Origin of the sequence: uncultured Azohydromonas sp., assembly GCF_937926365.1 — a bacterium.
GTDB lineage: Bacteria > Pseudomonadota > Gammaproteobacteria > Burkholderiales > Burkholderiaceae_C > Azohydromonas.
Window position 1 is genome coordinate 14,226 of sequence record NZ_CALAOH010000176.1, and the last position, 23,410, is coordinate 37,635.

At 68.2% G+C, this 23,410-nt stretch carries 24 protein-coding genes; 16 read left to right on the plus strand and 8 right to left on the minus strand.

Going from position 1 to position 23,410, the window contains the following annotated elements:
- Positions 1-33 precede the first annotated feature (33 nt).
- From Q0741_RS18745 to nhaR, 3 genes are all read right to left on the minus strand, one after another.
- On the minus strand, positions 34-360 hold the full coding sequence (locus tag Q0741_RS18745) for a hypothetical protein (RefSeq protein ID WP_298234711.1): 327 nt from the start codon (positions 358-360) through the stop codon (positions 34-36).
- Between the two features lie 17 nt (positions 361-377).
- On the minus strand, positions 378-1,076 hold the full coding sequence (locus Q0741_RS18750) for a Bax inhibitor-1 family protein (RefSeq protein ID WP_298234712.1): 699 nt from the start codon (positions 1,074-1,076) through the stop codon (positions 378-380).
- 381 nt (positions 1,077-1,457) lie between these two features.
- Entirely contained in the window at positions 1,458-2,399 is a 942-nt protein-coding gene (gene nhaR, locus Q0741_RS18755; protein WP_298234713.1) for a transcriptional activator NhaR, read from the minus strand.
- 115 nt (positions 2,400-2,514) lie between these two features.
- Here nhaR and Q0741_RS18760 point away from each other — a divergent pair, with 115 nt between their 5' ends.
- From Q0741_RS18760 to Q0741_RS18780, 5 genes are all read left to right on the plus strand, one after another.
- Positions 2,515-2,826, plus strand: a complete 312-nt coding sequence (locus Q0741_RS18760; protein WP_298234714.1) for an HPF/RaiA family ribosome-associated protein — start codon at positions 2,515-2,517, stop codon at positions 2,824-2,826.
- Positions 2,827-3,857: 1,031 nt separating this feature from the next.
- Positions 3,858-4,343, plus strand: a complete 486-nt coding sequence (locus Q0741_RS18765) for an acyltransferase (protein ID WP_298234715.1) — start codon at positions 3,858-3,860, stop codon at positions 4,341-4,343.
- Between the two features lie 130 nt (positions 4,344-4,473).
- Entirely contained in the window at positions 4,474-5,490 is a 1,017-nt protein-coding gene (locus Q0741_RS18770) for a Gfo/Idh/MocA family oxidoreductase (protein ID WP_298234716.1), read from the plus strand.
- A 6-nt stretch (positions 5,491-5,496) separates the two neighbouring features.
- A complete protein-coding gene (locus Q0741_RS18775; protein ID WP_298234717.1) occupies positions 5,497-6,636 on the plus strand; it encodes a DegT/DnrJ/EryC1/StrS aminotransferase family protein in 1,140 nt (379 codons plus the stop codon).
- 9 nt (positions 6,637-6,645) lie between these two features.
- A complete protein-coding gene (locus Q0741_RS18780) occupies positions 6,646-7,302 on the plus strand; it encodes a hypothetical protein (RefSeq protein ID WP_298234718.1) in 657 nt (218 codons plus the stop codon).
- Positions 7,303-7,495: 193 nt separating this feature from the next.
- Here Q0741_RS18780 and icmH read toward each other — a convergent pair whose 3' ends face one another.
- The 4 genes from icmH to Q0741_RS18800 all read right to left on the minus strand — a co-directional run bounded on the left by icmH (position 7,496) and on the right by Q0741_RS18800 (position 10,967).
- Entirely contained in the window at positions 7,496-8,290 is a 795-nt protein-coding gene (gene icmH, locus Q0741_RS18785) for a type IVB secretion system protein IcmH/DotU (protein WP_298234719.1), read from the minus strand.
- A 39-nt stretch (positions 8,291-8,329) separates the two neighbouring features.
- Complete coding sequence (tssK, locus tag Q0741_RS18790) at positions 8,330-9,685, minus strand: type VI secretion system baseplate subunit TssK (protein WP_298234744.1); 1,356 nt, start codon at positions 9,683-9,685, stop codon at positions 8,330-8,332.
- 113 nt (positions 9,686-9,798) lie between these two features.
- Positions 9,799-10,539 (minus strand): type VI secretion system lipoprotein TssJ, encoded by a 741-nt coding sequence (gene tssJ / locus Q0741_RS18795; protein WP_298234720.1) that lies wholly within the window; start codon positions 10,537-10,539, stop codon positions 9,799-9,801.
- A 128-nt stretch (positions 10,540-10,667) separates the two neighbouring features.
- Positions 10,668-10,967 carry a hypothetical protein gene (locus Q0741_RS18800; RefSeq protein ID WP_298234721.1) on the minus strand — a complete coding sequence of 100 codons (300 nt, stop codon included), beginning with the start codon at positions 10,965-10,967 and terminating at the stop codon, positions 10,668-10,670.
- Between Q0741_RS18800 and Q0741_RS18805 the strand changes: the two genes are divergently transcribed.
- The 8 genes from Q0741_RS18805 to tssH all read left to right on the plus strand — a co-directional run bounded on the left by Q0741_RS18805 (position 10,966) and on the right by tssH (position 20,340).
- Complete coding sequence (locus Q0741_RS18805) at positions 10,966-11,508, plus strand: hypothetical protein (RefSeq protein ID WP_298234722.1); 543 nt, start codon at positions 10,966-10,968, stop codon at positions 11,506-11,508. The genes Q0741_RS18800 and Q0741_RS18805 overlap by 2 nt on opposite strands.
- A 40-nt stretch (positions 11,509-11,548) precedes the next feature.
- A complete protein-coding gene (gene tssB / locus Q0741_RS18810) occupies positions 11,549-12,076 on the plus strand; it encodes a type VI secretion system contractile sheath small subunit (protein WP_298234723.1) in 528 nt (175 codons plus the stop codon).
- The gene (gene tssC / locus Q0741_RS18815) at positions 12,069-13,571 is read left to right on the plus strand and encodes a type VI secretion system contractile sheath large subunit (RefSeq protein WP_298234724.1); all 1,503 of its coding nucleotides are present in this window, start codon (positions 12,069-12,071) and stop codon (positions 13,569-13,571) included. The genes tssB and tssC overlap by 8 nt, the downstream gene beginning before the upstream one ends.
- Positions 13,572-13,596: 25 nt before the next feature.
- The gene (locus tag Q0741_RS18820; RefSeq protein WP_298234725.1) at positions 13,597-14,115 is read left to right on the plus strand and encodes a type VI secretion system tube protein Hcp; all 519 of its coding nucleotides are present in this window, start codon (positions 13,597-13,599) and stop codon (positions 14,113-14,115) included.
- Positions 14,116-14,242: 127 nt separating this feature from the next.
- On the plus strand, positions 14,243-14,731 hold the full coding sequence (gene tssE / locus Q0741_RS18825) for a type VI secretion system baseplate subunit TssE (RefSeq protein WP_298234726.1): 489 nt from the start codon (positions 14,243-14,245) through the stop codon (positions 14,729-14,731).
- Between the two features lie 15 nt (positions 14,732-14,746).
- Entirely contained in the window at positions 14,747-16,603 is a 1,857-nt protein-coding gene (gene tssF, locus Q0741_RS18830) for a type VI secretion system baseplate subunit TssF (protein WP_298234727.1), read from the plus strand.
- The gene (gene tssG, locus Q0741_RS18835; protein ID WP_298234728.1) at positions 16,600-17,703 is read left to right on the plus strand and encodes a type VI secretion system baseplate subunit TssG; all 1,104 of its coding nucleotides are present in this window, start codon (positions 16,600-16,602) and stop codon (positions 17,701-17,703) included. The genes tssF and tssG overlap by 4 nt, the downstream gene beginning before the upstream one ends.
- 33 nt (positions 17,704-17,736) lie before the next feature.
- Positions 17,737-20,340, plus strand: coding sequence for a type VI secretion system ATPase TssH (gene tssH / locus Q0741_RS18840; protein WP_298234729.1), 2,604 nt, complete (start codon positions 17,737-17,739; stop codon positions 20,338-20,340).
- A 22-nt stretch (positions 20,341-20,362) separates the two neighbouring features.
- On the opposite strand, the gene Q0741_RS18845 is transcribed toward tssH, so the two are convergent.
- Positions 20,363-20,788 carry a DUF2917 domain-containing protein gene (locus tag Q0741_RS18845; protein WP_298234730.1) on the minus strand — a complete coding sequence of 142 codons (426 nt, stop codon included), beginning with the start codon at positions 20,786-20,788 and terminating at the stop codon, positions 20,363-20,365.
- A 145-nt stretch (positions 20,789-20,933) separates the two neighbouring features.
- Here Q0741_RS18845 and gcvA point away from each other — a divergent pair, with 145 nt between their 5' ends.
- The 3 genes from gcvA to arsB are packed head-to-tail and all read left to right on the plus strand — an operon-like array spanning position 20,934 to position 23,325.
- Complete coding sequence (gene gcvA, locus Q0741_RS18850) at positions 20,934-21,866, plus strand: transcriptional regulator GcvA (RefSeq protein ID WP_298234731.1); 933 nt, start codon at positions 20,934-20,936, stop codon at positions 21,864-21,866.
- Between the two features lie 58 nt (positions 21,867-21,924).
- A complete protein-coding gene (locus tag Q0741_RS18855) occupies positions 21,925-22,236 on the plus strand; it encodes a helix-turn-helix transcriptional regulator (RefSeq protein ID WP_298234732.1) in 312 nt (103 codons plus the stop codon).
- An 18-nt stretch (positions 22,237-22,254) separates the two neighbouring features.
- Complete coding sequence (gene arsB / locus Q0741_RS18860; RefSeq protein ID WP_298234733.1) at positions 22,255-23,325, plus strand: ACR3 family arsenite efflux transporter; 1,071 nt, start codon at positions 22,255-22,257, stop codon at positions 23,323-23,325.
- The last annotated feature ends 85 nt before the right edge of the window (positions 23,326-23,410 follow it).

Below are 23,410 nucleotides of genomic sequence, written 5' to 3' on the forward strand. Positions count from 1 at the left end.
GCAATAGAGGTGTGGCGCAAGGGCCGGCGACCCTCAATCGCGGATCTCGCGCACCTCGGCATCGACGATCTCGCCAGCTCCAGTGCTGACGTGCCCATGGCCGGATGGCTTCGTCGCGGCACCCGGGCGGGCGCCCATGCGGCTGTGCCAGGCAAAGCGCATCGCGCTGCGCTGCAGCCGGCGCCGTGCCACCAGCGCCACCACCAGCAGCACACCCGCGGTGACCATGCCGGCCAGCAGCGTAAAGGCCAGCACCAGCAAGCCGACGAAACCCAGAACCAGGCCCCGGGCCGCATTCACCAGGGTTTGCAGCAGGCGCACCGGGGCCGAGGACGTGCGCGTGGAGTAAGGCAGATGCATCAGCTTCTTTCAGGGAGTCAGTCGTCGTTGCTGCCGAAGATACCCAACAACGCCAGCAGCGACTGGAAGACGTTGAACAGGCTCAAGTAGACGCCCAGCGTGGCCGTGATGTAGTTGGTCTCCAGGCCGTCCTGCACGCGCTTGAGGTCATGCAGGATGAAGGCCGAGAAGATGCCGATGGCCAGCACCGACAGCGTGATCATCAGCGCGCCGGACTGGATGAAGACGTTGGCGATACCCGCCACCACCAGCATCACCACACCCACGAACAGCCACTTGCCCATCGAGGTCAGGTCGCGCTTGATCACCGTGGACAGCATCGCCATGCCCAGGAAAATGCCGCCCGTGCCGGCAAAGGCCGTCATCACCAGGCTTGCACCGTTGGACAGGCCCAGCACCGTGCCCACCAGGCGCGACAGCATCAGGCCCATGAAGAAGGTGAAGGCCAGCAGCACCGGCACGCCGGCAGCGGAATCCTTGGTGCGCTCGATGGCGAACATGAAGCCGAAGGCACCCGCGAGAAACACCACCAGGCTCACCATCGGCGACATCGCGCTAGACAACCCCGTGGCGATGCCCAGCCAGGCGCCCGCCACAGTGGGCACCATCGACAGCGCGAGCAGCCAGTAGGTGTTGCGCAATACGCGCTGCTGTTGCGCGGCCAAACCCGGCGCCTGCGCGGCGCGGGCACGAAGGTTGATCGGCTGAAGGTTCATGAAAGCTCCCTAGACTGGCTCGCCGCCCCCGTGGCGAAGGCCACGGATTCGGGACGACAACGCTAATCTAGGGGCGTCGTCACATCGAAACAATCAGAAGGTTACGATGCGTTTGATCGAAAAAACCGTATCGTCATGCTCTGGGGCCAGCCTGCTCCGGCGCCACAAGCAACGCCGTCGCTCAGGGTGTGACCAGCATTTTCAGCAGCCCGTCGCGCTGGTGGCCGACCATGGCGCCCAGGCTCACGCGGCCGGCTTCGAGCACAGCCACGAGCCGGCGCATGCGCTCCGGGGCACCTGAGCACGGCGAGGTGAACTTGCGTTGGCGCAAACGCGGCCGTGCAGATTTCGCGGAGAAGGCAGTGACGGACGCCTCCAGGCTCAGGCCACCTGACGCCGCCGCAGCGCAGTCGCGCGTACCGGCTTCTGCGCCATCTGGAACAACTCATTGCGCGCGGTCTGCGTGATGGCCACCACACAGGGGTGCGTGATGCGGCGCTCCACCGAGATGGCGAAGAAATCCTCCTCCACGCCCTCGGCAACACCCACGCTGCGCACGCCGAACTGCGCCTCGATCTCGGGTGCGATCACCCCCGGCGCGGCAAAGAAACCAGCGCTGCGGCGCCCGAATTCCTGGATCAGCGCGCTGTCGTCGAACTCGCCCACCAGCCGCGGGCGCACGTTCTGCGACTGGAACCAAGCGCGCAGGCGCTGGCCCATGGCGGAGTCCTCGCCCGGCATGAGGACCGGCGCGCCGTCCAGGCAAGCCGGGAAGTCGCCGGGGTGACGCTCGCGCAGCGCCGGCGTGGCGAAGAAGCTCAGCGTCGAGGAGCCCAGGCGGTGGCTGAAGGCACGCACGCTCACTGACGACGGGATGGGCGCGTCAGCGATCACGAGATCGAGCTTGTGCAGCGCCAACTCGGCCAGCAACAGATCCAGCTTCCACTCGCGGCACACCAGGTGCACGTTCTCCACCGCGAATGCCGGCTCCACCAGGTGGTAGGCGATGGCCTTGGGCACGGCGTCGGCCACGCCAACGCGAAAGTCCAACGCTCGGCCGTGCGTGGTGCGCTCGCGCACGGAAGCTTCCAGCTCGGCGCCCAGAGCGAAGATGTCCTTGGCGTAGTCCAACACCATGCGCCCGGTATCGGTGAGTACCAGGCGGCGTCCGCTGCGCGCGAACAACGGGCTGCCCAAGCGTTCCTCCAGCAGCTGAATCTGGCCGCTGACCGTCTGAGGCGTGAGGTGCAACTGCTCGCTGGCGCGGGCCACGCTGCCGGTTTCGGCCACCTGCAGGAAGTAGTGGAGGTGCTTGTAGTTCATGCGCCAATCATCAGACTTTTCCTACACGCAAGCCCGGAATAATCGGATTTACTTGGATAGAGGCAGTTCCCTACAGTGGCCTGATCGTCACTTCCCCGGGAATCCGGAGCGCCGAATGGAAATCCGAGTGCATGTCGCCTGCGCCCATGCCGCCGCACTGGCCGACCACGCACGCCGCCGCCTGCTTTACGTGCTGCGGCCTCGCCAGCACCAGGTCGAAAGCGTCGAGGTGCGCCTGGGCGACACGCGCAGCCGCCACGGCCAGCAGGAGGGTTACTGCCGCGTCCAGCTGCGCTTGGTGCACGCCGGCGTGACCTCGGTGGTGGACGTGGGCAAGGACCTCTACGACGCCATCGACCGCGCGGTGGATCGCGCCGGCCGCCTCGCGGTGGAACACCTGCGCGTCGCCCAGCCCGCGGTGGCCTGAGGCCCGCCCCGGCGCACGGGCCGCATACAGTTGCCGGCCCACGCCTATCCCTGCGGCGCGAGCCGTCTCAAGCCGCGGGCTTCGGCTTTCCCGGCGCTGCTTGCGCGGCCAGACCTCCTCAAACACGTGCAGCACCTCGGCGCGCCAGCCTCAGGCTGCCGTCTCAAAAGACCCCACTGGTGGCCGGATCCACGCGCGAACTACGGCTGCCGCGACCGAAAGGCTCGTCCAGGGAAGCAGAGAGATCAGGCGTGAGCAGTGGCGCGCTGGCTGCGGCGGCACCCAGCGCAGCAGCCGCTTGCCCGCGGGACGATGCTATTTAGCAGCGTGGTGCAGGCATAGGCGCCCTGGCTTTAACTGGACCGCGCCTATCACCGCCGACGTGCCCATGCAGCGCATGCCGCGGGAGAAGTGTAGAAGACCGTAACAGCATGCCTGCGCCGCGCCCGCCCGGGAAGGCAAGCGGGACGTCGCACGGCGTAATGCCTTGCCTAAACCGCATGCCGAGCGCAACGGATTACGTCGTGCTGTCAGCCCGCCTTCAGGCATACCGAGTCCTGCTCGCAGCCACCGCATCGGGCTTGCCAGTGATTGAGGCAAAGACATACCCCCTGCCCGAATGACGGCGCAAATACTTCGCAGCCCCCAAACGAGCAGCGACCGGTAGACACAAAAAGCAACAATATTCACAGCGTATCCATATTGAAACGGGGGCACGCGGTTGTTGCGAAAACCCGCGTTTGCGGGTTCGCGGCGACTGCGCCTTCGGGAACAAAATGACCTCGTGCTGTGATTCAGTCTCATCCGATCACGGCACGAAACCACCACAAGACGTCCCGTTGAATTGCGCTTAGGCCGATTCCAGGGTGACGCCAAACAACAACATCACTTCGAGGGGCGCAGCGACTGCAACGATCACACACGGTAGTTTTCCAGTCCTGTGAATTCAGTCGGCATACCGCAATCAGCCAGCCAGATCGCTGAGACCGAAGGCTGCTGATGGCGTGTGCCTCACGCAAAGGCAAATACCCATGCCCATCAGCGAGAACGTCAAGCTTGGCCACAAGGTGCAGATTTTCCAACCGACGCTGGTCAACCTCTACGGCTGCACCATCGGCGACGACACGAAAATCGGTGCATTCGTCGAGATTCAAAAAAATGCTCTCATCGGAGCTCGCTGCAAAATTTCATCGCACGCTTTTGTCTGTGAAGGCGTTGAAATATCCGATGAAGTCTTCATCGGGCATGGGGTAATGTTTACCAACGATCTTTATCCTCGCGCCACCAATACCGATGGCGGGCTGCAGACCGAAGCGGACTGGAAAGTCGAACCGACCTATGTCAAGCGCGGTGCATCGATCGGCAGCAACGCCACCATCGTCGCGGGCATCACCATCGGAGAAGGCGCCCTGGTAGGCGCCGGCGCGGTGGTGACCAAGGATGTTCGCCCCTATGCCATCGTTGCCGGCGTACCGGCGCGCGTGGTGGGCGACACCCGTGAAATGAAGAAGACCTGAATTCCGCCGGAATACTCATTCCGGCAGCGGCCTACCTAAGCAACAAACTCATTCCAGGCAGGACGGGCTGAGCGGTGTCATCCGTCAGGGAAGCCGCAGCTCAAGGTTTTTCACTAGCGAGGGAAGCAAGATGATCAACATCGGCGTCATCGGTTACGGATATTGGGGTCCGAACCTCGTGCGCAATTTCGCGGAAACGCCAGGGCTCAATGTGGCTTCGGTGTCCGATCTCGATTCGTCCAAGCTGGAGCTGGTGCGCAAGCGGCACGCCTGCAACACGACCACCGATTACCGCGACCTGCTCAACGACAGCTCGATCGACGCCATCGCCATCGCCACGCCAGTCAATACCCATTACGAACTTGCGCTCGCAGCCCTCCAGGCCGGCAAACATGTCTGGCTGGAAAAGCCGATGACGGAAACCGCGGTGCAGGCACGTCGCCTGGTCGAGGAAGCGGAGCGCCGTCGCCGGGTGCTCATCGTCGATCACACCTTCATCTACACCGGCGCCGTCCGCAAGATGGGCGAGATCATCCGCAACGGTGAACTGGGCAAGATCTATTACTACGACTCGGTACGCGTCAATCTCGGCCTATTCCAGCGCGACGTCAGCGTGATTTCGGATCTCGCCGTACACGACTTCTCCATCCTGGACTATCTGCTGGGCGAGCATCCAGTGGCAGTCACCGCCAGCGGCACGAACCATTTCCCCGGCACGCCGGAAAACCTGGCCTACGTGACGCTGTTCTACGACTCGGGCACCATTGCCCACGCCAACGTGAGTTGGCTGGCGCCGGTAAAGGTACGCCAGATTCTCATCGGCGGCAGCAACAAGATGATTACCTATGACGATCTCGAACCCAGCGAGAAAATCAAGGTATATGACAAGGGCGTCAGCTTTACCGACGACCCCAACCAAATCCGCGAAATGCGCATTGGCTACCGCACGGGTGACATGTGGGCACCAAAACTGGCGGTCTCCGAAGCCTTGCGCGTCGAAAGCGAGCATTTCGTCGATTGCATCAAGAACGGTACCGTGCCCATGACCGACGGTCATCTCGGCATACGGGTCGTGGAACTGATCGAAGCCGCCAATCGCTCCATGCGCTGCCGCGGCGATACCGTCACCATTCAGAAGAGGGGCTGAAAAATCATGATTCCTTTCGTTGATCTCAAGGCGCAATACCGCTCCATCAAGGACGAGGTGAATGCCGCCATCCAGGGCGTCATCGAGCACTGTGAATTCACGCTGGGCAGCGAGGTTGCCGCCTTCGAAAAGGAATTCGCCGGCTATTGCCAAGTCGAGCACGGCATCGGCGTCAATACCGGCACCAGTGCGCTGCATCTGGCGCTGCTGGCTGCAGGCGTAGGCAAGGGTGACGAGGTGATCACCGTGCCCTTCACCTTCGTCGCCACGGTGTCAGCCATCGACTACACGGGTGCCAAGCCGGTGTTCGTCGATATCGATCCCAAGACCTTCACGATGGACGTGAACGCCATCGAGGCCGCCATCACCGAGAAGACCAAGGCCATCATCCCGGTCCACCTGTATGGCCAGCCGGCCGACATGGACCCGATCCTGGAAATCGCGCGCAAGCACAACCTGGTCGTGATCGAGGACGCCTGCCAAGCCCATGGCGCCGAGTACAAGGGCCGCCGCGCCGGCAGCATGGGCCACATGGGCTGCTTCAGCTTCTACCCCGGGAAGAATCTGGGCGCCTATGGCGAAGGCGGCATGGTGGTCACCAACAACCCCGAGTTCACCCGCAGCATCCGCATGCTGCGCGACTGGGGGGCGGAAAAGAAATACCAGCATGTGCTCAAGGGCTACAACTTCCGCCTCGAGGGTATCCAGGGCGCCGTGCTGCGGGTGAAGCTGAAGTACCTGGAAGGCTGGACCGAGGCGCGCCGCACGGCCGCCGCCCGCTATGACAGCCTGCTGGCCGGCACGGGCGTCCCGACACCCTACGCCCGTCCGGACGTGCGCCACGTCTATCACCTCTACGCCATCCGCACGCAGAACCGCCAAGCCTGGCAGGACGCGCTGCTGGCACAGGGCATCCAGACCGGCATCCACTACCCCACGCCGGTACACCTGCTGCCCGCCTTCGCCGACCTGGGTTATCAGGCCGGGCAGTTCCCGCACTCGGAAAAAGCAGCCAACGAAGTGTTGTCGCTGCCGATGTTCCCCGAGCTGACGGCGGCGCAGTGCGAGCGCGTGGCGCAGGCGGTGCAGGAATTGGCCACGCCGGCCCCGGCCGCGTCGGAAGCGACCCCGGTGGGCGCCGCCTGAGGCAGGACGATGAGCGGCGCGGACCAAGTTGCACCATCAACGGCGCAACCCCTGCTCATCTTCCCGTACAACGGCAACGGGCTGGAGGCACTGGATTGCCTGGGCCCGGCGTACCGCCTCGTCAGCTTCGTGGACGATACGCCGGGCAAGCAAGGCGTTGATCGCCATGGCTGCCTCGTGACGGGCCGAGAAGCTCTGCAGCGCTGGCCCGAGGCGCAAGTGCTGGCGGTACCGGGCAGTCCGACGTCGTACCGCTCGCGCCGCTCGATCGTGGAGGCGCTGGGCCTGCCGAGTACCCGCTTCGCCCGCGTCATCCACCCCAGCGCGCGCGTGTCACCGCTGGCCACGATCGGGCGCAATGTTCTGATCATGGCCGGCGTGGTGATCACCAGCAACGCAGTCATCGGCGACCATGTGTGCGTACTGCCCAACACCGTGATCCACCACGACGCGCACGTTGGAAGCTGGAGCCTCATTGGATCGAACGTAACCATCGCGGGCAACGTCATGCTCGGCGAGAACTGCTACGTGGGAAGTGGCACCAGCATCATGAACGGCGTGGAGATCGGCGACGGAACGCTGATCGGCCTGGGCAGCAACGTCATTCGCAGCGTGGGTAGCGGTGTCTGCATCGCAGGCAACCCGGCCCGGGTGCTGAGGGCGTAGACGCGGTCAAGGCCGACGGGCACAGCCCGGTTCACGGCTCCACTCTCGCTCCAACATCCCAGCCCGCCGCGGCTCCCCGCCCCGGCGGGCTTTCTCTTGCTCCCAGTCGCCTGCCGCCCGGCCCGTCCGCCGCGTCGATATCGAAGGGCCATGCAGGGATTTCACCCTCCGCTTCCCTCAACCGCCCTTTTACTCAAGGCCAGGTGATCACCACGTGTGCGGCTTGAGGCGCCAACTTCACGACGTCGCTGTAGGGTGCCAGGTCGCGTTCGGTGCTGCGGTCCAGCTGCAAGCGCATCACGATGAAGGCGGCCAGCGCCAACCCCCCGAACACCACCGCCATGGCCCACAGCGGCAACTCGCCGTGCAACTTGTGGACCACCCGATCCGGTGCGGCCCAGTGCGGGGCGAAGGCCGCGCGCCGCCCCTGCAGATGCGCAATCTCGTCGCCCAGGCGCACCGTGAGGTAGTCCAGCTTCTCGCGCCCTTCAAGGGCGTAGCGGCCCATAAAGCCCAGCAACAGGCACAGCTGGAACACCTCCAGCACGCCCAGGCGCGCCACACCCTCGCGTCGCAGCAACTCCAGCTTGTCGAAGAAACGTTCGCCGGCCATGTGTTCGCCGAACAGCTCCAGTTGCAGCGGCCTGCATTCCCACTCGCCGCGGATCGGCAACTTCGAGTTCAGCACCACTTCATCCAGCAAGGCACAGAAGGCGAAGCGGGCCTCCGACACGTCACCGGCCGCGATCTGCAGCTCTCGCGCACTGCGCTCGATGCCTTCCAGGAGCTGGCACACCTTGTGGCGAAAAGCCGTGGCATCCGCGGGCGCGTGGCCATTACGCAGCAGGAACAACATGTAGAAGCCGGGATGCATCAGGTCCAGCAGGCTGCGCGGCCCACCGGTCACGGCAGCCGGCAGCCCCGGGCATTGGAGCGCTCCCCCCTGTGGCCCCGCCGTCAGCAGTGAAGGCACGGGCACGTCTTTCATGGACAGCTCCTCGCGGTCAGATGCGGTCGATGGCGGTGCTCAGGTGCCATCGTTCAAGGCAAACAGCTCCAGCTGCAGATCCGGCAGCCCGCTGGGCGCGTACAGGGCCAAGGTCTGTGACTGCAGCATGCGCTCGTACAGGGGGCCACGCGGCTCCAGGCCGAAATACAAGGCCCCGGGCCGGACAGGAACGGCTGCCGGCACCTGAGGCGCATGTGTGAGGCGTACACCGTGCGTGGCCGCCAGCACCAGCTTCTCCACATCGTCGGGCGTGCCGATCTTGAGGCGCTGCGGAATGAGCTGAACCAGCTCCGCGACCGGCACGCTGGCCTGCACGCCAAGGAAGAAGCGGGTGTGCGCATCGATCTTCTGGGAGTCCAGCCGCGCCTGGCGGTAGGAAGGGCGCAGTTCCTCCAACGCGATGGAGAAGCACCGGGTGGAGATCACGGTTTCCAGCAACTCCCGCACGATCAGGTCCAGCTTGGCAAAGCAGCCTTCGGGCGCACCGTGCTGGTAGGGCGGCAGATCGGCCAGACGATGGGACTTGGAGAAGGTCATGAGCGCACCCGCGAGCTCCAGCAAGCGCTCGAACAGGCGCTCCGGATGCACCGTGGTCTGGTGATGGAGGTGCGACAGCCCCGCATAGGCAGCACTGCAGGTATGCAGCAGCCAGAACGAGGCGATGTCGCCGGAGCGGAATTCAATGACATGGCGTGCCGGCTCGCGGTGCATGCCATACAGGGCATTGACCTTGGCCTGCAGCACGTCGAGCAGGCTGCGCAATTGCTTCAGCAGGGCCGGCGCGGCCTCCAGCGACAACGCAGGCGGCACGAAGCTCTCATCCCGTGTGAAGCCGCCGGATCCCTGGCGCCGCAGGCGCAGCAGCGGCACGGTCACCAGGTGCTCGCGCGGCTCGCCCTGCGCCAGCAACCGGGCTTGGCGACGCAGCGTGGCCAGCGATGCCTCCACCGCCCCGGTGAACCAGTCGGCGGCAGTCTCCTCACGCTGCACGTAGCGCGTACCGGGTTGCGCCACATGGGCATCGCGGGCGAAATTGCTGCCGGCATGGCGCATCGGGGCCAGCGCCAGGTGGAAAACCACGTCGCAAAGGTCCGCCGGCAAGCTCGACAAGGCCACCGGTGCCGGTAGCTCGTCCACGCGCGGTGCCGCGTACAGGTCGCCGTCCGGAAGGATCAGCTCCAGGACACTGAGCTGCACCAAGCCAGCCTTCAAAGCGTCGTCGTCGATCTGCAGCCGCTGCACGCCCCAGCCGAACGGATTCAAGGCCCGCGCCACGTCCGCCAGCCGCCCTTCGTGATACGCATCCTGCCGCTGAAAATGCTGCGGTCGCAGGAACAGCCCCTCGCCCCAAAGAATCTTGGGTGATCGGATCATTTTGAATACCCGAAGTGAAGAAAAAATACCGAATCCGTTCCCCGGATCGATCCTTGAGCAATTCAACGGCGTCAAACACGCTGCTCCGCACGGGCATACACCTGCCAATAGCCTCAGGACGGCGGCGATCCGCAACGCACGCCGGCCACCCGCATCATTTCAATAGGCGTGTCCAGCGGTTGTCCCGCGGCCACGCTGGCGGCACATCCGTGCAAACCCAAGGTGAGTCCCGTCACCGCGGCAGCCTTGGCATCGAATATGAAGCGCCAGCGCTGTTCGGCCGGAAGGCGAAAAAGGATGACAACAGCAAAATAATGGACATCCGGACCGAGCGTCTCCACGACCTCGTATTTCTGACCTGGCGTCAGTACCAGCTCACGGCTCTCCAGAATATCGGTGGAAAGCTCCAGGTAATGTCCGGCCTGGTTTTTCTGGAACGCGGCATACGGTGCCTGCTCGAAGGCGGCGCGCTCGCGCAGCTTGAACAACCGCACCACCACGGACAAGGACTGGCCCTGCTCGCTCAGGTTCAGCACCTGCCCGGCGTGGAGCCGCAGTCCCACGCGTTGCGGCCCGTTCTGCACAGGCTGTGAGGACGATGTACCTTGTGCCTGCAGTGACACGGCATCCGTTCGCTGCAGTCCCAGGACGTAAAGAGTGCGATCGAACAAGCCGCCGCGGTCACCGGGCACCGAGTTGCATCCGCACAGCGCCGCCCAGCCGAACACCAAACCCAGATGGCGGAGCCGGAATCGACGCATGCTCATATACAGGCCGCCAATCCATGGCGTGCATCCCAGGATTTGACCTGCCCCCTGAAACAGATGCACCAACTGCTGCGCAATCGCAAACATGGGTGTACCGATCTGCCTCTTGCTAAAAGGTGACCTATGTTGACGGTTCCGGGCGGGCTGGCATACATATTTTTGACTGCTCCCCCCATTCATGAGCGGATGGAGTTTTCCCCATGTACGAATCGAGATTATTTGCCCTGCAATGACCACCGCCGGACCACCACGCAGCACAGGTTCGCGATCGATCCGAGGCAGCCTGCCTGCTTCGATTTCTCAAACTCCTTGGCGGGAGAAAGTTTCGACATGGCTACCCTTTGGCTGCTCGATAAAACTCCGGAAAAACCAATGCACGACTTCGGCGCCAAGCCCTGGGCCGGAATATCCGGGCTTGCCGCCGGCTGCTGCGTGGCGATTGCGCTGGCGGGTTGTGCTTCCGCGCCGGCCCCGTCGCCCAAGGCGCCAGAAGCGGCTCCGGCCGTCGTTTCCATGGAGGAATGGATGGCGCGGGCGCGGACTGCCGCCGGCGAAGGGCAACGCGAGAAGGCCCGGGCCGCGTACCGCGCGGCGGCGCAGAACTATCCGGCGGAAAAGCTGCCGTGGCTGAAGCTGGCGGAAGACTATTTCCAGGCACGGGACTACGGCAACGCGGTGCTCGCGGCACAGGAAGCGCTGCAGCGCGACCGCGAGGACAGCGTGGCCCACAGCATCCTGGCCGTGAGCGGGCTGCGCCTGACGGCCGGCTCCCTCGCGGCGTTGCGGCAGGACGGGAGCTACCCGGTGGGCTCGCGCGACGAGGCCATCGTCGTGGCCCGGGCCCTGCGCGACACGCTGGGGGCCACCGCGCTGCTGGCACCGGCGCCCCAGAACAACGTGGCCGCACGAGGCAAGAGGCCGTCCGTCCCCGCCACGACGGTCCAGCGCCCGGTGCCGGCGGCCGCAGGCTCCGCCATCGTGCCCACGGCGGCCGCGCCGGCGCCGGCTGCCCGCGGCAGTGCCCAAGGCGGCAGTCCCTTCGACAAGCTCAAGTGAACGGTTTTCCCGCGACTTCGATGCCTCAGGAAGGATGACCATGTCCAGGAAAGACAGCGTGCAGAAACGGCTCCAGGAGATTCGGCCCCCGCGCGTGCAGCTCACCTACGAGGTGCAGGTGGGCGGCTCCACGGAGCGCAAGGAGCTGCCCTTCGTCGTCGGCGTGCTCGGCGATTTCACCGGCGCCAGCGCCCCCGACGAGGTGCCGGTACGGCTCAAGGACCGCAAATTCGTCAACGTGGACCTTGAAACCTTCGACGACGTGATGGCCGGCATGGGCCCGCGGGCCTCGTTCCGTGTCAGCAACGTGCTGACGCCCGAAGGCGGCGAGTTCGCGGTCAACCTGAGCTTCAGCTCGATGCAGCACTTCCGGCCCGAGTCCGTGGTGCAGCAGGTGGAGCCGCTGCGCCGCCTGCTCGAAGCGCGTGCCCGGCTCTGCGACCTGCGCAACAAGGTTGCCGGCAACCACAAGCTCGACGACCTGCTGACCGAGGCGCTGAGCAACAGCGAACAGCTGCAGCGCCTGGGCTGTGAAGCCAGCGGGTCTGGGGAGCAAGACCATGACTGAACCAGTCCCCGCCTTCACCACTCCCGCGGCCGTTGCGGCCAGTGCGCCGCCGGAGCAGCCCGGCCTGCTGGCGCAACTCGTTACGCTGAGCCGGGTGGCCCGCTCCGAGACCGAACACCAGCGCGCCTGCGAGCTGGTCGCCGAGCTGGTGCGCGAGGTGATCCTGGGCACGGTGGTGCTGACCGAGAACCTGGGCGCCGCGCTGGATGCGCGCATCGCCGAGCTGGACCGGCTGATCTCCGCGCAGCTCAGCGAGGTGCTGCACCACCCGGAATTCCAGCGCCTCGAAGCCAGCTGGAGCGGCTTGCACTACCTGTGCCGCCAGACCGCCACCGGCAAGGGCATGAAGATCCAGGTGCTCAACGCCACGCGCAAGGAGCTCATCAAGGACTTCAGGTCCGCGATCGACTTCGACCAGAGCGCGCTGTTCAAGAAGGTGTACGAGGAGGAGTTCGGCTCCTTCGGCGGCGCGCCCTACGGCGCCCTGATCGGGGACTACGAGATCACGCGCCAGCCCGAGGACATCTATTTCATCGAGCAGATGTCGCACGTGGCCGCGGCGGCGCACGCGCCCTTCGTGGCCGCCGCCTCGCCGGAGCTGCTGGGGCTGGAGTCCTTCACCGAGCTGGGCAAGCCGCGCGACCTCTCCAAGGTCTTCGACACGGTGGAGTACGCCCGCTGGCGCTCCTTCCGCGAATCCGAGGAAGCGCGCTACGTGGGCCTGACGCTGCCGCGCTTCCTGGGCCGGCTGCCCTTCAATCCCAGGGACGGCAACACGGTGGAGGGCTTCAGCTTCATCGAGGACGTGGACGGCAGCGACCACGACAAGTACCTCTGGATCAACGCCGCCTACGCCTTCGGCGCACGGCTGACCTCGGCTTTCGAGCACCACGGCTGGTGCGCCGCGATACGCGGCGTCGAAGGCGGCGGCCTGGTGGAAGAGCTGCCCACGCATGCCTTCAAGACCGACGACGGCGAGGTTGCGCTCAAGTGCCCCACGGAGCTCGCCGTCACCGACCGGCGCGAGAAGGAGCTCAGCGACCTGGGCTTCATCCCGCTGGTGCACTGCAAGAACACCGACTACGCCGCCTTCTTCGGCACGCAGTCGGCACAGAAGCCCAGGAAGTACAGCAGCGACGCGGCCAACGCCAACGCCGTGCTCTCGGCGCAGCTGCAGTACATGTTCAGCATCTGCCGCATCGCGCACTACCTCAAGGCCATGATGCGCGACAAGATCGGCAGCTTCTCCTCGGCGCGCCACGTCGAGGACTTCCTCAACCGGTGGCTGCGCCAGTACGTGGTCGAGGACGACAACGCCACCCAGGAAACCAAGGCCACCTACCCGCTGCGCGAAGCCAGCGTGCAGGTGTCCGAGGTCGCGGGGCGACCCGGCGTGTACCGGGCAGTCACTTTCATCCGCCCCCATTTCCAGCTCGATGAGCTGTCGGTGTCGTTGCGCCTGGTCGCCGAGCTGCCTCCGTCCCAGAAGGGATGAGCCTTTCCAAGGAGATCGCTGAGACATGAAAGACATCTACATGAAGTTCGTCGGCGCCACCGAGCTGCAGGGCGACAGCACCGACACCGCGCACCCGCACGAGATCGAGATCACCTCGTTCAACCACCTCATCACGCAGCCCAAGTCCTCCACCGCGTCCACCTCCGGCGCCCACACCTCGGAACGCACCGAGATCGGCGAGCTGGTCTTCACCAAGGACGTGGACCGCTCCTCCGCCAAGCTCAACCGCGCCTGCGCGGCGGGCACGGTCTATCCCAAGGTCTTCATCACCTTCTACCGCGCCTACGGCGGCAAGAACGCCACCTCCACGGCGCAGACCCGGGTGGACTACTACAAGATCGTGCTGGACGACGTGGTCGTCTCCTCCGTGGCCACGGAGATCAACAACGGCGAGCTGCCGATGCAGCGCTTCGGCCTCAAGTGCAGCAAGATCACCTGGGAGTACAAGCAGCACAAGCTCGACGGCTCCTCGGCCTCCACCGGCATCGCCGGCTGGGACCTGGCCCGCAACATCGCCGTCTGAGCGCCGCCCCGCCGAGGCCGCCGGAGCCCGCTCCCGCGCCCTCGGCCCCGGCACGGGCCCGCCCTCCCGGCCCGTGCCGTTCCAGCCCCCGCACCGCGCCTGCGCCGTCCTTCGAAAGCCGCACGCCATGGACCGCTTCGTTCCTTCGCTGCTGGACAAGCTGCTGGGCACGCCGCAGGAGCAGCCCGGGGCCAGCGCGCAGGGCGTGGATATCGCGCAGATCAAGGCCGCGGTGGCGCGCGACATCGAGACGCTGCTCAACACCCGACCGGGCTACAGGCCCTCGCAGCTGAGCGGCTTCGAGCAGGCCACCCATTCGCTGCTGACTTTCGGGCTGGTGGACATCAGCCCGCTGAGCCTGGCCAGCGACCGGGACCGCGGCGCCATCGTGCGGGCCATCACCCGCGCGCTGCTCGACCACGAACCGCGCCTGCGCGGCGTGAAGGTCGCCGTGCGCGAGGGCATGCCCACCTGCGCCGGGCTGTGCTTCACCATCCATGCCCAGCTGCAACTGCAGCGCAGCAGCGAGCCGGTGGCCTTCGACGCCGTGCTGCAGCCGGGCAGCAACCGTTACGCCGTCACCAGCGGCGGCGCCGGCGCGCGCGTCGCGCCGTAGCGGCCGGGGCCCGCCATGCATCGCCTGCTGCCCTACTACGAGGCCGAGCTGGCGGCGCTGGGCGAGCCGGCCGAGGACTTCGCGCGGCGCTACCCCCGCATCGCCGGCTGCCTGGCGGCCTCGGCCGAGCTGCCGCAGGACCCGCACGTGGAGCGCCTCATCCAGGCCTTCGCGCTGCTGAGCGCGCGCATCCACAAGCGGCTGGACGACGACTTTCCGCTGCTCACCGCGACGCTGCTGGAGCTGCTGGCGCCGCAGGACCTGCGCCCCTTCCCTTCCTGCGCGATCGCCCGCTTCGAGCCCGCGCCGTGGACCGCGCGGCCGGGTGCCGCCACGCTCCTTCCGCGCGGCACGGTGCTGGACGCGATCCCCGGGCCGAATCCCGCCTGCCGCTTCACCACCACGGCGCCCACCCAGCTCCTGCCGCTGCACGTGGCGGCGGCGGGCTGCCGCAGCGCAGCCGCCACGCTGGCGGGCATGCCGTTGCCGCTGCGCACCGGCGCGCTGCTGTCGCTGCGGCTGGCGCTGGCACCACAGGCGCCGGGGTGGGGAGCGCTCGGCGTTCAAAGCATCCGCCTCTTCCTGGACGGCGACGCCTCGCTGGTGGCGCTGCTGCGCGAGACGCTGTGCAGCCGCGTGCTGGCCGCGCTGGTGCAGGCCTCGCCGCAAGGCCCCTGGCAGGCCGACGCGACGGCCCTGCCGCGGGCGGTGGGGCTGGAGGACGACGAGGCCCTGGTCGAGCCCGAAACCCGCGCGCCCGAGGCCAGCCGGCTGCTGGTCGAGTACTTCGCGTACCCGGAGAAATTCAATTTCATCGACCTGCCCCTGCCGGCCGCGGCGCGCGCGTCGCACAGCCGCGAGCTGAGCCTGCACTACGCGCTGGCCGGCCCGCTCGATGCCGACGCGGCGCGGCTGCTGGAGCTCGCGAGCGCGGGCAACTTCGTGACGGGCTGCGTGCCCGTGATCAACCTGTTCCGCCGCCGCGCCGATCCCATCCGCATCGACCACCGCTCCGCGCTGTACACGGTGCTGCCCGATGCCGCCGCCGCCGCCGCGGCCCACGAGGTCTACGCCATCGACCGCGTGCTGCGCACCCGCGAGACCGCCACCGGCAGCCGCACGGAACCCGTGGTCCCCCTGCACGCGTTGCACCACGAGGCGCTGCTGCGCGAGGGCCCCGTCCCGAGGCTGTGCTGGTGGGCCCAGCGCAACCCGGCGCTCGCCCAGCGCAGCCCGGGCCACGAAATGGAGATCGGCCTGCTGGATGCCGGCTTCGACCCGGCCCAGCCGGCCACCGAGACACTGAGCATCGAGCTGCGCGCCACCAACCGCGACCTGCCCACGCGCATGCGCATCGGCCAGCCCGATGGCGACCTCGCCCTGGCCGACGGCGGTGGCGCCGGCGTGCAACCCGTCATCCGGCTGTTGCGCAAGCCCACGCCGCCACGCCGCCTGGAGAGCGGCGGCGAAGGCCTGTGGCGGTTGATCTCGCACCTCACGCTGAACCTGGCCGGGCCGGTGGCCGGTGACATCGACGCGCTCAAGGCGCTGCTGCGCCTGCACGACCTGCCGCGCAGCGTGCAGGCCGAGCGCCTGATGGCCGGGCTGCAGGCGGTGGAGTACGAGCCGGCCGAGGCCTGCGTGGCCGGCAATCCCTTCGCCACCGTGGTGCACGGCACGCGGATCCGGCTCAGCGTGGACGAGCGCCACTTCGTCGGCAGCGGGTTGTGGCTGTTCGCCCAGGTGCTGGAGCGCTGTTTCGGCTTGCAGGCCCAGCTCAACACCTTCACGCAGTTGCAGGTGCTGTCCGCGCGCACGGGGCAGTTGCTGATCGACGGCCCGCGACGCAGCGGCGCGGCACCGCTGGCATGAGGCCGCCCTCGCCGCGCACGGGCGCCGCCGGTCCGCAGGCCAGCGCCATCGCGCGGCTGCTGCAGCAGCCCCAGCACTTCGAATTCCACCAATCGCTGCGGCTGCTGGAGCGCTGGCTGGCCGCGCTCCCGGCGGGCGCGCGGCCAACGCTGCGGTTCCGCAACTCGCTGTCGCTGGCCTTTCCCGCCAGCGAGATCGAGGCGCTGGAGGTGGAGCACGACGCGCCCGGCCCCGCGGCGCCGGAGGCCGGCGACACCGGGCCGGATCGGTCCGCCACCCCGCGCCGCATCACGCTCACGCCCGCCTTCATGGGCCTGCTGGGTGCCGCCGGCGCGCTGCCGCTGGCCTACACCGACATGCTCACGGCCTGCGAGGTGCAACAGCGCGACGGCGCCGCGCGGGCGTTTCTGGACCTGTTCCAGCACCGCGCCGTCGTGCTGTTCCACGCCGCCTGGCGCCATCACCGCCTCGCGCCGCGGGCCGAGGCCGAGGGCCGCGATGCGGGCCTGGCACTGGCCTTGAGCCTGCTGGGACTGGGACACGCGTCGCTGCGCGAGCGGCTGCACCCGCACGAGGGTGGCGTGGGCGATGCGGCGCTGGCCTACCACGCCGGGTCGCTGCAGCGACGCTGCACCAGCGTCGGCGCCCTGCAGGCGCTGCTGGCCCACTACCTCGGCGTGCCGGTGCGCATCGAGCCGTTCACCGGCCGCTGGTGCGCGCTGGCGTCCGGCGGCCGAACCCTGCTCGGCGCCACCAACGCGACGCTGGGCGACAGCGCCGTGCTGGGCGAGCGCACCTGGCAGCGGGACCTGCGCCTGCGCGTGTGCCTGGGGCCGCTGGATGCGGCGCGGCACCAGCGCTTCCTGCCCGGCCAGAGCGGGGCGCTGGCGCTGCGGGAGCTGCTGACGCTGGCCAGCGGCGTGAGCCTGGAGTACGAGGTGTGCCTGCGCCTGCGCAGCGACGCGGTGGTGCGTACGCAACTGAACCGCGAGAACACGGGCTTCCATGCCCGGCTCGGTTGGAACACTTTCTTACTTTCCAGCCCCAGTCCCCGCGAGCGGGAAGAAGCGGTCTACGACCTGCACGCCACGGCCACCTGAGCGTGGTGCCCGCCGCGGCTTCAGAAAGAAGCCATGAGCCACCGCATCACCCAGCTCGTTTCCAAGCTCAACGACACCTGCCGCCATGCGGCGGCCCGCGCAGCCGCCCTCGCCATGGCGCGCGGCCACCACGAGGTGGACATCGAACACCTGCTGCTGGCGTTGCTGGAAGGCGCCGGCAGCGATTTCACGGGGCTGTGCCGGCGCTTCCGGGTGGATGCCGCACAGCTGCGCGCCGAGTTGGAGCAGGAGCTCGCGACGCTGCCCGCCGGCCATGAGCAGATGCCCGTCTTCAGCCTGCGGTTGCGCACGCTGTTCGAGCAGGGCTGGAGCCTTGCTGCGCGGGACACGCACGACACCCGCATCCGCAGCGTCCACCTGCTGCAGGCGCTGCTCACGCAGCCGGCGCTGAGCCACGTCACCCGCCGCGCCAGCCCGCAGTTCGCACGCATCCCGGCCGAGGCGCTGACGCACGGCGTGGACGAGCTCACGCTCGGCTCGGCGGAGGCGCCGGGGAGCGCGATGGCGACGATGCAGGCGCCCACCGGCGGCGCCATGGTGGCGCCCGCATCGAAAGCCCTGGAACCGTCGGCGCTGGAGCAGTACACGCTGGACCTCACGCAGCATGCCCGCGACGGCGGCATCGATCCCGTGATCAGCCGCGACGCCGAAATCCGGCAGCTCATGGACATCCTGCTGCGCCGGCGCCAGAACAACCCCCTGCTCATCGGCGAGGCGGGCGTGGGCAAGACGACGGTGGTGGCCGGGCTGGCGCTGCGCATCGCCGCCGGCGAGGTGCCCCGGGAGCTGTGCGGCGTGGCGATCCGCGCGCTGGACCTGGAGCTGCTGCAGGCCGGTGCCGGCATCCCCGGCGAGCTGGAGCGGCGGCTGCGCCGGCTCATCGCCGAAGTGCAGGGCAGTGCGCATCCCGTCGTGCTGTTCATCGACGAGGCGCACACGCTCCTGGGCACTGGGGCCGCCGAAGTGCTCAAGCCCGCGCTGGCCCGCGGCGAGCTGCGCACCATCGCCGCCGCCACCTGGAGCGAATACCGGCGCCACGTCGGCAAGGACGCCACGCTGGCGCGCCGCTTCCAGGTGGTGAAGGTGGAGGAGCCCAGCCCGGCGCTGGCCGTGGCCATGCTGCGCGGCCTGGCGCCGCGGATGGAGCGGCATTTCGGCTTGCGCATCCGCGACGACGCCATCACCGAGGCCGTGCGGCTGTCCACGCGCCACCTCGGCGAGCGGCAGCTGCCGGGCCAGGCCGTCAGCGTGCTGGACAGCGCCTGCGCGCGCGTGGCGCTGAGCCAGAGCACGGTGCCGGCCGCCATCGAGGCGCAGCGGCGCCAGATCGAGCGCCTGGAAGCCGAGGCCGCGTCGCTGCGGCGCGAGGACGCCCTCAGCGAGGCACAAGCGCGGCGGCTGCGGACGCTGCAGGCCGAGCGCGGCGTGGCCCAGGCCCGCCTCGACGCGCTGTGCGCCCGCTTCGAGGCCGAGCGTGCGCTGGTGCAGGAGCTCAAGACGCTGCACGCCACCCTGTCGGACCCACAGGCGCTGTCATGGCGCACGGCGCAGCGCCTGCTCTCGGGCCGGGCCGCGCTGGCCGAGCTGCAGGCGCAGTCAGGCCTGGTGCCGCTGGAGGTGGATGCGAACGCGGTGGCCGCCGTGGTGGCCGACCGGGCCGGCATCCCGCCCACCCGGCTGCTCCAGGACGAGATCCAGACGATGGTGAAGTTGGAAACCCTGCTGGCGCAGCGCGTCATCGCCCAGCCGCAGGCGCTGTCCGCCATCGCGCAGCGCCTGCGCGGCAACCGCGCCGGCCTGCAGGCGCTGAACCAGCCCCGGGGCGTGTTCCTGCTCGTGGGTCCGGGCGGCGTGGGCAAGTCCGAGACGGCGCGGGCGCTGGCGGAGCTGCTCTGTGGCAGCGAACGCCGGCTCGTCACGCTGCGCATGGACGATTACCGGGAGATCCACACCCTCGACGTTCCCCAGGACACGCCGCCGCGCTGGCGCGGCAGCGGCGTGGTCACCGAGGCCGTGCGGCGCCATCCCCACAGCGTGGTGCTGCTGGACGAGGCCGAGCAGGCGCCTCCCGAGGTGCTGGCGCTGCTGCACCAGGTGCTCGACCAAGGTGTGCTCCAGGACGCCGAGGGCCGCCCGGTGGACTTCCGCCACTGCCTGCTCCTCCTGAGCAGCCAGCTGGACGCGGAACTGGTCCGCCAGGCCTGCGCCGTGGCCGGCGCCGACACCACCCGGCTCGCCAAGGCGCTGCGTCCCCCCCTGGCCCGCCGCTTCAGCCCGGCGCTGCTGGAGCGCCTGACGCTGGTGCCCTACCTGCCCCTGGACGCCACCGCGCTGCAGGCCATCGTCCGGCTCAAGCTCGACCGCCTCGCCATGCGCGTGGCGGCGCGGCACCAGGCGCCGCTGCACTACGACGACGCCGTCGTCGCCGCCATCCAGGCGCGCTGCAGCGGGACGGCGCCCGGCGCGCACCCCATCGACCAGTTCCTCGAAGCCACGCTGTTGCCCGCCATCGCCGAGCAGGTGCTGCAGCGCATGGCCGGCGGCCGGCCGCCGCAGGGCATCCACATCAGCATCGGCGCCGCCACCGGCCAGGCGTCCGCGCTCCACGGCCGCTGAGCAGCGCCTTTGCGGGTGGGCCTCAGGCTCGACCCGTGACGGGAAGCGGCACCAGCAGCCCCCGCGCCATGCGGCCTTCGGGCGCTGACGCCACCACGCGCAGCACCGCCTCCCGGGTGGCCGACACGATCACGCTGGCGTTCGCGGCGACGACCAGGCGCTCGCCGGGGCGCAGCACATGGTCCTCGCCCTCGCCGTCCAGCGTCACCCATAACTCGCCGGCCTCGCACACCAGCGTCTGGCGGCGCACCTGAGACAGCACGACCCACTCCCTGCGTGCCAGCGCCAGGCGGGCGCGGCAGCAGAAGCCCACCTCCAGCGACGGTGTTCCACGCCCGGCAACCGCCCGGCGCAGGACCGCCCTGACCGGCTCGAACGGCACCGCGGCCCCGGCGGCGGAGAACAGGCGCGGCCAGGCCGGCGTCCCAGCGGCTTGAAACGGGCTCATGGCAACTCCTTCCGTGGCCAGCCCGGCACTGCGCCCGCAGCCCTTGAAGCCGGCTCAAAGCTTGGATAGCCCGCATTGAAGGCCCAATCCGCTCTGGGAACAATGGAGAATTGCGACACGAACCGTTGAGTTCAGCTCACACCTCATGGCCCATTCCCTCCCTCCCCTGGGCGCGCTGCGCGCCTTCGAGGCCGTGGCGCGGCACTCGAACATCACCAAGGCGGCCGAGGAGCTGCATGTCACCCCGGGCGCACTGAGCCACCAGATCCGCGGCCTGGAGCAGCTCCTGGGCGTGACGCTGTTCGAGCGCCAGGCCCGCGGCATGGTGCTCACGCAACACGGCAGCGTGCTGTTCCCGGGGCTGCGCAGCGGCTTCGTCCAGATCCGCGAGGCCGTCGAGGCGCTGCGCGCCGCGGGCGAGCAGCAGGTGCTGGTGCTGAGCGCGCCCCCGGGCTTCACCTCGAAGTGGCTGACGCCCCGGCTGTACCGCTTCGCCGAGCGGCATCCGCAGATCGAGCTGCGCGTCGCCGCCTCGGCCGCCTACGCCAACTTCACGACCGACGGCGTGGACGCGGCGATTCGCAGCGTCACCCACCGCCGCCCCCGGGAGCCGGGGCTGTCCTACGAGAAGCTGGCTGACGCCAGCATGGTCGTCGTGTGCAGCCCCAGGCTGCTGGGCGGCCAGGAGGATGGCGGCGACGGCGCCCAGCCCTGGTACCGGCTGCCGCGCATCCACGATGACCAGCTGGCCGGCCACCCGGAAATGCCCGGCTGGCGCGACGTGTTCAAGGCCGCGGGCCTGGACCCGGACACGGCGGTGGAGCGGGGCCTGCACTTCAACAGCGCCGACCACGCCGTCGATGCGGCGATCCAGGGCGCCGGGCTGCTGCTGGCGCACACGCTGCTGGTGCGCGAGGAGCTGCGCGGCGGCCGGCTCGTGCAGCCGCTGGACGTGGTGCTGCCCCTGGACCGTGCCTACTACTTCGTCTGCCCGGCCCGCAAGCGCCAGCTGCCCGGCGTGGCCGCGTTCCGCGACTGGCTCAGTACCGAGATGGCCGAGGACGCGCGCCGGCCCTGAGCCGCCGCGGTGCGATCCGCGGCTTGAATTCTCTCAATAATTCCAGTAGTCTAGAAATATGGAAGAGAAAGACGTTGTCCGATCCCTGGCCGCGTTGGCTCAGCCGGTGCGCCTGCGGGTGTTCCGCAGCCTGGTGGTGGCCGGCCCGGCGGGCCTGACGCCCGGCGCGATGGCCGAGGCGCTGGCCCTGCCGGCCTCCACGCTGTCCTTCCACCTCAAGGAGCTGGCCAATGCCGGCCTGGTGAGCCCGGAGCGCGAGGGCCGCAACCTCATCTACCGCGCCGCCTTCGAGCACATGAACGCGCTGCTGGCCTACCTCACCGAGAACTGCTGCCAGGGCGCGGGCTGCTTGCCCGGCTCCAAACCCTGAGCTGAGGAGCCGCCCCGCATGGACACCACCCTCATCGCCCACGCCGCCACGCCCGCCCCGATGAGCCTGTTCGAGCGCTGGCTCACGCTCTGGGTCTTCCTCTGCATCGTCGCCGGCATCGCGCTGGGACAGTTCCTGCCCGGCCCGTTCCAGGTCATCGGCCGCATGGAGGTGGCGCGGGTCAACCTGCCGGTGGGCCTGCTGATCTGGGTGATGGTCATCCCGATGCTGCTGAAGGTGGACTTCGGCGCACTGCATCAGGTACGCCGGCACTGGAAGGGCATCGGCGTCACGCTGTTCGTGAACTGGCTCGTCAAGCCGTTTTCGATGGCCCTGCTGGCGTGGGCCTTCGTGCGCCAGGTCTTCGCGCCCTGGCTGCCGGCCGAGCAGCTCGACAGCTACGTCGCGGGGCTGATCCTGTTGGCTGCGGCACCCTGCACCGCCATGGTGTTCGTGTGGAGCCGGCTCACCAACGGACACCCGCTCTTCACGCTGTCGCAGGTGGCACTCAACGACACGATCATGGTGTTCGCCTTCGCTCCCATCGTGGCGCTGCTGCTGGGGCTGTCGGCCATCAGTGTGCCCTGGGACACGCTGGTCGCCTCGGTGCTGCTCTACATCGTGATCCCGGTGATCGTGGCACAGCTGTGGCGCAAGGAACTGCTGCGCCAGGGCCAGGCCACCTTCGATGCGACGCTGGCGAAGATCGGCCCCTGGTCCATCACCGCGCTGCTGGCGACGCTGGTACTGCTGTTCGCCTTCCAGGGCGAGGCGATTCTGAAGCAACCGCTGGTAATCGCCATGCTGGCAGTGCCGATCCTGCTCCAGGTCTTCTTCAACTCGGCTCTGGCCTACGGGCTCAACCGCCGGCTGGGCGAGTCGCACAGCGTGGCCGGTCCTTCGGCGCTCATCGGCGCGAGCAACTTCTTCGAGCTTGCGGTAGCAGCGGCCATCAGCCTGTTCGGCTTTGAATCGGGCGCCGCACTCGCCACCGTGGTGGGCGTGCTGATCGAGGTGCCGGTGATGCTGCTGGTGGTACGTCTCGTCAACCGCAGCAAGGCCTGGTACGAAGCCGGCGCCCGAGGTTGACGCTGTTCACCGGGGACCCACCGCCCCGCCTTTCCCGCAGTAGCCGTTGTCCGAAGCCCTGCGCGAGCGCAGGCGCGTCGCGGTC